Genomic DNA, 6,693 nt, shown 5'->3' with positions numbered 1-6,693 from the left:
CCGGTTCGGTTAGGAAACCGAACCTACCGGGGGCGGAAAGTGTCCATTTATTTTTTGGATCCACTATAAAAGGAGAATTTCGTATGATTTACAAGCAATGGAATTGTGTGGTTTTAATCGCCACCTTGATTTTTTACTGGATTGGAAACGGTATAGCAGCAAATTCAACCGCAACCGGCACTGTATTTTTAGATACAAACGGAAATCAGGTGAAAGACGACAATGAGAAAGGATTGCCTGGGGTTCGCGTCTCAAACGGGCAGGACATTGTAAAAACCGATGCCACTGGAGAATACTCGCTTGCTGTCAGTGATGACACCATTCTCTTTGTCATTAAGCCGCGTGGGTTTATGACACCGGTTAACGAAAATCGTCTTCCACGATTTTATTACGTTCACAAACCGCACGGTTCCCCAGAAGGACTGAAATATGCCGGTATTGCCCCCACCGGTCCACTACCGGAATCGGTTGATTTCCCGCTCACTGAACAGTCCGAGTCGGATACCTTCAAGGTCCTCGTCTTCGGGGATACACAACCGTATAATATGCAAGAGATCGAGTGGTTAGCACACGATGTGGTTGAAGAAATTATTGGCATTGATGCGGTGTTCGGACTCAGCCTTGGCGATTTGGTAGGCGACGATTTAGACTTATTCCATCCCCTTAACGAGGTGATGGCTACCGTTGGGATACCCTGGTATAATGTTCACGGTAACCACGATATGAACTTCCTTGCTACCGATGACCGATACGCGGATGAAACCTTTGAACGTGTGTATGGACCCGGCTGCTATTCATTTGATTGGGGGCCTGTTCATTTCATCAACATCGACAACGTATATTTTCACCGCGATGAAGAAGACAACCCTCGCTACTTGAGTGAGGTCGGAGAACGACAGTTGACGTTCATTCGGAACGACCTTGCTTTTGTGCCGAAAGATCAGCTCATCGTTGTATCCCTGCATATTCCGTTGACCGAGATGCGGGATGTGAAGGAGTTGATGAATCTGCTCGGCGATCGACCCTACACGTTATCCCTGTCAGCGCACACGCACGTCCAACGGGATGACTTCGTCGGACCGGAGCACGGTTGGCATGGGGATGCCCCACATCACCACCACAACCATGCAACCACCTCAGGCTCGTGGTGGCGGGGCGCGCTCGATGAAATCGGTATTCCGCACACAACCATGCGAGATGGTGCACCGAACGGATATGGTATCTTCACATTCAGCGGAAACCAATATTCAATTCGGTTTAAAGCCGCCCGGCGTCCAGCGGACTATCAGATGAATATATGGGCACCCTGGGAAGTCGCGTCGACAGAAACTGGGAAAACAGATGTCATTGTTAACGTTTTTGGAGGCACCCAACGCTCAACGGTTGAATTCCGTCTGGGTGAAGTCGGAGAATGGAGACCAATGACCTATATGCCCCAAGAAGACCCGTACTATAAAGCCCTCAAGGCACGGGACAATGCGAACCAACTTGAGCAGAGACTGCATACCGCGCTTCGAGAAACAATGCAGTCGCAGTTGAAGGAAGACAGCGAACTACCCCAAAGAGGGCGCGCGCTGAGCGGGATTACAAAATCATTACATATCTGGCAAGCGCAGCTCCCAGCAAATGTCCACAAAGGAACACACGTTATCCACGTCCGGACAACCGATATGTTTGGTCAAACTTTCACAGGGCGGAGAATTATCCGAGTGCAATAGCCTAAACTTTGGCGAAATGTTCAGGGTAATTTGAGGTGATACCCTGCACACCGAACGCTTCCATCTCGCGCATACGGGAGATGTCGTCGACAGTCCAACACCAGAGTGCGATGCCGCGTCGTTGGACTTCATAAGCGAATTCCGCTGTAATCAGGTGGTGATTGACATTTAGTAGGTTGCTGCCGAGTTCTCCGAGTTGCTGGCACAATTGGATAGGAGAGGCGTGGTTGTTGTGATCCCCGATGAGCCATCCCGTTGGAATGCGAGGCTCTAACGCACGAACGGTCTGTAAAACAGCGGTATGGAAGGAGATAATAACGGTGAGATCTCGTGTGCCGGTCTCTCGGATTCTCGCGACGACTGCCTCTGCTATCAAAGGGTCTTTAATTTCTAAAACGGCAATAGTTTTCTTTGCGATGCATTCCAGTGCCTCTACGAGCGTCGGCACGGGTTCACCAACAAATTCGGGGCTGAACCATCCCCCAGCATCGGCACGTCGAATCCTCTCCAAAGTGGTTTGATTGACGTGTCCCTGGTGATTCGTCGTTCGATCCAAGGAGGTATCGTGTATTACGACGACTTCGCCATCAGCGGTCCCGTGTAAATCAAGCTCAACGGCATCCACACCGATTTCAATTGCCTTTTTGAATGCCGCGAGCGTATTTTCCGGGGCAGTTCCCGATGCCCCACGGTGTGCAATCCGAATCATTTTAATTACACCTTGCGGAGAAATAACGTGGATCTGAAATTTGACATCCCTTTCTCAAATCCGCTCTCCAAATGTAAAGCAAAGACAAATTATGCCATTTAAGGAGGACCTAATTTCATTACGAGCTACGAGTCTGGAAAAAATTGATGAATCGGAGGTCGATCAATTAAAGATCGCTATTGCTCTGTTTAATTTTCTTTAAAAGCGTGGTTCGACTTATCCCGAGCAATTCCGCTGTTTTACTGTGGTTACCCGAAAATTCATCCAACACCAGTTCAATGAGTGCTTTATCTAACAACGCAACAACTTCCTCGTAAAGTCCCGGTCTCTTTTGCGTGATAGCCGCCTTCGTAATGTCTTGTAAAACAGATTTGAGGGACTCTTGTAGGTATGACGTGCTGGTAGGATCTATCTGATGTCCCGTTCGGATTTCTGGTGGCAGATCATCCGGCAGGATCACATCTGCCCGGCAGAGTGTCCCTGCGCTTCGGATGCAGTTCTCCAACTCACGCACGTTGCCGGGCCAGTGATAGTCTTGTAGCAATTCCATTCCTTCTTTAGAGATGCCGCGGATCGACTTCCCAAGTTCTTCTTGTATGAGTTGCAGGAAATGTGTAATTAGTAACGGGATGTCCTCTTGGCGTTCCCGTAACGGCGGTAGATGCAGCGCGATGCGCTTGAAACGGTAGTAGAGATCCTCGCGAAACTGTCCCCGCTTCACCATCTCACTGAGTTCCTGATTCGTGGCAGCGATAACACGGACATCTACATTCAGTCGCCGCGTTCCCCCTAACCGTTCAATCTCCTGTGTTTGGAGGGCGCGAAGGAGTTTCACCTGTAATGTTGGGGTCATATTGCTGACTTCATCGAGAAAAAGTGTTCCACCATTCGCCAGTTCAAATCGTCCGGGTTTTCCCTCCCTTTTTGCCCCCGTGAACGCGCCTGCTTCGTAACCAAACAGTTCACTCTCTAAAAGTTCATCGGGAAGGGCACCACAATCAACAGGGACGAAGGGGGACGCCTTCCGAGGGCTGCCTGTGTGGATTGCGCGTGCGACCAGATCCTTACCCGTCCCCGTTTCGCCCTCAATCAGCACAGTCATCGTGTTGCTCGCCATGATCCCGATGAGTTTATATATTTCGCGCATCTGGCTGCTCTTTCCAACCAATCGGTGGCCAATCTCTGCTGTTGGCGATTGGTCTGCCGTCTCTACGGGTAAAGTACTTCGGACGGATTGTGTGCGGAAAGCCCGTTCCAGGACGCTTTTGACGATATCCAGATCGATCGGTTTTGGGACGAAATCGAACGCCTGCAAGCGCATTGCTTCTATTGTTGTTTCCACATCGTCATACGCCGTGATGATAATTACAATTACCCACGGGTGCTGCGCTTTAATTTCGGCTAACGCTTCCAACCCGCTCATCCCCGGCAATTTCACATCGAGGAGGACAATATCCGGCTTGTCGGCTGCAATGCGGCGCAAACCTTCCTCGGCATTGTTCGCAATGCTTGGGCAATAGCCTTCGCCTTCTAAGAATTGCTCGAAAGCCCAACAGATTTTTTCGTCGTCGTCGATTACCAATACATCTTTCATTTTTTATTTTTAACTATGAGATCCTGGGCATCGCTCCACTACGTTTCGCGATGGTTATTGGGTGCGTCTAACCATCTCTGGATGATAAGCAAACAAAAAGTCTTAAAACACGCACATTTCGTCAGTCGCGTCGGGCTTAACCAGAAACCACTGCAGAATGTAATGGAGCAGTGACCAGATTTAATCATTAGAAATTCGTTTTCCGCCTTCTATTGACAACAAAAAGTTTTTGCCATCGTCGCTTATCTCATTGGCATCGGTTTCTTCCGTTTTCTCCTCTAATTTCCGCTTGAGAACGGGATAGGAATCCACGGTTGGGATTTCGCTGAGGGATGTTAAAGCCGGTTTTCGTTCCTTCGCTCTCTCGGTGGCTTCAGCGAATCGTTCACCTTTCTTAGCGACGTGTGCTGCATCTCGTGCCTTGAAGTCTGGGAGTACGCGTTCTGCAAACAGTTCCAGCGATTCCATTATGTCCTCATGACGGTTCGCGCCAGCCTGCTGAATAAAGACGACTTGGTCCACGCCAGCGTCTTCCATAATCTCCAAGTGTTCACGAACCTGATCGGGTGTACCGATTCCGGCTCTACCTTCAGCTGGATCCTGTGGTGTTTGCTTATACAACTGCCAAATATCCGTCTCACCCGGTATTTGCGAGCCGTTGTGATAGTAGTGTGCGAGCCCAAATCGGAAGAAGCGTAGACCGTCTAAACCGCGGGCAACAGCCGTCTCTTCATCCTCATGACACGAAAAGCCTGACACCATGGCGATATTCGGATTCACCCGCTGTGTCAAGGGTTCACACTCTTTCTCGAAAATCTCATAATATTCTTCCACCCAGAATTTTGCTTCGTTTGCGTCGACAAATGCAAAAGTTAGCGCACCCAGCCCGTATCTGGCAGCGTATCGAAGGCTATCACGGCTGGAACAGGCGACCCACGGTGGGGGATGCGGTGTCTGCAACGGTTTTGGAACGACGTTGCGGGTCGGCATGGAAAAATACTGCCCCTCATATCCGGGGTAAGGGGATTGACTCATCATTTTCGCGGTTTCGCGTGTGCATTCCGCCCACATCTCGCGCTTACATTTCGGATCAACGTTGAACCCATCGAGTTCCATACGCGAAGCGGATTCTCCGGTGCCCCATTCTACACGTCCATTTGAGACGAGGTCAAGCGTGGCAATGCGTTCAGCGACGCGCGCGGGGTGATTGTAAGCCGGAGGCATGAGCACAATTCCGTGTCCTAATCGAATCTGTGTTGTCCGCTGGCTACACGCTCCGAGAAATACCTCGGGGGCTGAGGAGTGTGAATACTCTTCAAGGAAATGGTGTTCGACCTCCCAAATATAGTCGAAGCCAAGTCGGTCAGCAAGTTCTACTTGCGCTAACGCATCTTGAAAGAGTTTATGTTCCGCTCCATCGTGCCACGGACGCGGAATCTGATGTTCATAAAACAGCCCAAATTTCATATTTTAATTATACCTTGCGGATTTTTAATCTTTCCTTGCGGTTCGGTCAGGTGGATTGAGAGTTTCACGCCTTTTTCCGTAGAGCCGCCTGCGCCGATGTTGCAGGCTCCTGTTCTGGGGCCTCATCAAAACGCACAACCTAACAGGTTATGCTACAACTGCCGGAAATTGCTCTATTTGTCCCTACATTCCGGTATTAAGCATATCCATCTCTTCGTCAGTCAATTCCCAGGCGAAAACATCTAAATTCTCGCGTAAATGCGGCACCGAACCCGATTTAGGAATTGTGATAATGTCTTGTTGCACCAACCACCGGAGTGCGACTTGTGCCGCAGTTTTTTTGTGATTTTCCCCGATGCTGCGTAGGACTGCATCACCGGCAAGATCTCCAACAGCGAGCGGACGGTGTGCGGTCATTACAATACCGCGAGCCTGACAGTAGTCACGCAATTCGGATCGGTTGTTGCGCACATGGTATTCCACTTGATTCGTGCAAATCGGGAGTTCGGAGGCTTCACACGCCTCTTCAACCTGAGCGATGCTAAAATTGCTGATACCGATACTTTTGACCTGACCTGCGGCATAGAGTTTCTGGAAAGCCTCAAAGGTTTCGGCAACCGGAACAGAATCACGACTCGGATGGTGAATCAATAACAGATCAACGTAATCCATCTGTAAATCGCTGAGACACTCCTCAAATTGGGCAAGCACATCGGCGTGTCTGAGATGGGTACCCCAAATTTTGGTAGTCAGAAAGATGTCCTCGCGATCCACACGGATGTCACGGAGTGCTTTCCCGATTGCGCGCTGGTTTTGGTACATCCATGCCGTGTCGATATGTGTATAGCCCAATGCGACGGCTTCTTTGACGATGCGTTCGCACTGCCTGTCTTTGAGTTGCCAAGTTCCCAAACCGAATATCGGTATTTCATGTCCTGATGGGAGTCTAATGTTTTTCATAATACCCTATGATAAACGATTTGGGAAAAAAAGTCAAAAAAAGTTGACAAAGACTCATAGATAGTGTATACTATTAAAGTATGAGTGGTCGAGTGGCGGAATCGGTAGACGCAACGGACTTAAAATCCGTCGCCCCTAAACAGGCGTGAGGGTTCAAGTCCCTCCTCGACCATGATTCAGAAGAACAATTCTTGCCGCAGGGTAGAGCAGCCAGGTAGCTCGTCGGGCTCATAACCCGGAGGACG

At 49.7% G+C, this 6,693-nt stretch carries 5 protein-coding genes and 1 tRNA gene; 2 read left to right on the top strand and 4 right to left on the bottom strand.

The genetic code is table 11. The annotated features are described in order from the left end of the window. Window positions 1-83 precede the first annotated feature (83 nt). Window positions 84-1,718, top strand: coding sequence for a metallophosphoesterase (locus tag F4X88_08205; GenBank protein MYA56261.1), 1,635 nt, complete (start codon window positions 84-86; stop codon window positions 1,716-1,718). Window position 1,719: 1 nt separating this feature from the next. On the opposite strand, the gene F4X88_08200 is transcribed toward F4X88_08205, so the two are convergent. The 4 genes from F4X88_08200 to F4X88_08185 form a co-directional block, all read right to left on the bottom strand. Next, window positions 1,720-2,427, bottom strand: a complete 708-nt coding sequence (locus F4X88_08200) for a hypothetical protein (protein MYA56260.1) — start codon at window positions 2,425-2,427, stop codon at window positions 1,720-1,722. Window positions 2,428-2,593: 166 nt separating this feature from the next. After that, entirely contained in the window at window positions 2,594-4,021 is a 1,428-nt protein-coding gene (locus F4X88_08195) for a sigma-54-dependent Fis family transcriptional regulator (protein MYA56259.1), read from the bottom strand. A gap of 180 nt (window positions 4,022-4,201) precedes the next feature. After that, window positions 4,202-5,488, bottom strand: a complete 1,287-nt coding sequence (locus tag F4X88_08190) for an LLM class flavin-dependent oxidoreductase (protein MYA56258.1) — start codon at window positions 5,486-5,488, stop codon at window positions 4,202-4,204. Window positions 5,489-5,671: 183 nt separating this feature from the next. After that, a complete protein-coding gene (locus F4X88_08185) occupies window positions 5,672-6,448 on the bottom strand; it encodes an aldo/keto reductase (GenBank protein MYA56257.1) in 777 nt (258 codons plus the stop codon). An 86-nt stretch (window positions 6,449-6,534) separates the two neighbouring features. Between F4X88_08185 and F4X88_08180 the strand changes: the two genes are divergently transcribed. Next, a tRNA-Leu gene (locus tag F4X88_08180) sits at window positions 6,535-6,620 on the top strand. Window positions 6,621-6,693: the final 73 nt, after the last annotated feature.

This window comes from Candidatus Poribacteria bacterium (assembly GCA_009839745.1).
In the GTDB taxonomy this organism is placed as follows: Bacteria; Poribacteria; WGA-4E; order WGA-4E; family WGA-3G; genus WGA-3G.
The sequence above is the reverse complement of the archived record's forward strand: the minus strand, read 5'-3'. Positions and strand labels throughout refer to the sequence as shown.

Coding starts and splice junctions, on each gene's coding strand:
- F4X88_08205 (MYA56261.1), top strand. CDS start 84: ATGATTTACAAGCAATGGAATTGTGTGGTTTTAATCGCCACCTTGATT.
- F4X88_08195 (MYA56259.1), bottom strand. CDS start 4,021: ATGAAAGATGTATTGGTAATCGACGACGACGAAAAAATCTGTTGGGCT.
- F4X88_08190 (MYA56258.1), bottom strand. CDS start 5,488: ATGAAATTTGGGCTGTTTTATGAACATCAGATTCCGCGTCCGTGGCAC.
- F4X88_08185 (MYA56257.1), bottom strand. CDS start 6,448: ATGAAAAACATTAGACTCCCATCAGGACATGAAATACCGATATTCGGT.
- F4X88_08200 (MYA56260.1), bottom strand. CDS start 2,427: ATGATTCGGATTGCACACCGTGGGGCATCGGGAACTGCCCCGGAAAAT.